This is a genomic window from Vibrio sp. 1874, assembly GCF_033344395.1.
Taxonomy (GTDB): domain Bacteria; phylum Pseudomonadota; class Gammaproteobacteria; order Enterobacterales; family Vibrionaceae; genus Vibrio; species Vibrio alginolyticus.
Genome location: NZ_JAWPOR010000168.1, coordinates 1 through 1,078 on the forward strand (window position 1 = coordinate 1; position 1,078 = coordinate 1,078).

Genomic DNA, 1,078 nt, shown 5'->3' on the forward strand with positions numbered 1-1,078 from the left:
TATTGCTGTCCCACTCTTTCTTCCACTGTTTACCGTCATAAAAACGCATGTCGAAAGATTCCACCTGCGTCAGCAACGGAGTGACAATGCCTTCCTGCCCAACAGGGGTATCTGGATAACGCCACCAAACACGCTGCAAGGTTTCTTCTTTAACGCGATAGCCCACTTTAGTCACTTCACCACGCGGGAACTGTTGCTGCGGGTTATGCCAACCCACACGTGCAAACATTAGGCCTTTCGCGTCGGAATCGAGTAAATAATCCGACCAAAAGATCAGTTGCCCGGCAGGGTCTTCGCCGTTGGTACGCGTTTGACGCAATGCCATTTGGCGGAAGTCGTTATCCATCATCACCATGGCGCGTTGCAGTTCATTCAAACGCTGAGTTCGCTCTTGCGACAACTCATTACTGCGCTGAACTTGCGACACCACTTGGTATGCCGCCACGCTCAAACTGGCAAAGATTGCTATCGACACCAGCACTTCAATGAGTGTAAAACCTTTTGCTGTACGGCGCTTATTTGCGCGATTGGGATTACTGCGCCACATAGCTTCTTACCGTAACAACTGGACTCGCGTTTTTCGCCGTCGCGACACTTACATCAAATGCTTTCAGCAATGGCTGCGTGGTGGCTACAGGCGTGACTTTCCAATACCATGTACGCCCTGCTAGCTCTTCGGTACCATTCTTGGCTTTCAGCGCGCCAGTATCTAGCATCACATTCGCCATTTGGTTATCCACAACCATTGCTGCAAACATCTTTTCTTCTAAGTAGCTGACTGTGTTGATGTGTTGACTCACAGAGCGAATCACACTGATCGCCGCGGTGGCAAAAATAGCCAGTGCAACCAACACTTCAAGCAACGTCATCCCTCGCACTCTGCGACGGTTTAAGTTTGGTTGAGTTTGCTTAAAATTGCGCATTCGCATCCTCTTCCACTTCTTCACCTGGCGCTACCAACAGAATTTGCCCACTCTCTTTTCCGATCACTCGCCAACCATCGTTAAACGCATCGCCTTTTTGTGGGAAAAAAGACAAGGTAAACGGCGTGACTTCTGCGCTCGAGAAAATGAAGACT

Annotated in this window: 2 protein-coding genes and 1 pseudogene; all 3 read right to left on the bottom strand. The window is 49.5% G+C overall.

Translation table 11 applies throughout. The annotated features are described in order from the left end of the window. Positions 1 to 547 (bottom strand): type II secretion system minor pseudopilin GspJ (gspJ, locus tag R8N46_RS25365; protein ID WP_318189797.1); only part of this gene is annotated, 547 nt, incomplete at its 3' end. Next, complete coding sequence (gene gspI, locus R8N46_RS25370) at positions 534 to 923, bottom strand: type II secretion system minor pseudopilin GspI (RefSeq protein WP_005478722.1); 390 nt, start codon at positions 921 to 923, stop codon at positions 534 to 536. The genes gspJ and gspI, both read right to left, overlap by 14 nt. Next, positions 910 to 1,078, bottom strand: a pseudogene (locus R8N46_RS25375) (type II secretion system protein GspH); the annotation flags it as partial. The pseudogene R8N46_RS25375 and the gene gspI, both read right to left, overlap by 14 nt.

Coding starts and splice junctions, on each gene's coding strand:
- gspI (WP_005478722.1), bottom strand. CDS start 923: ATGCGCAATTTTAAGCAAACTCAACCAAACTTAAACCGTCGCAGAGTG.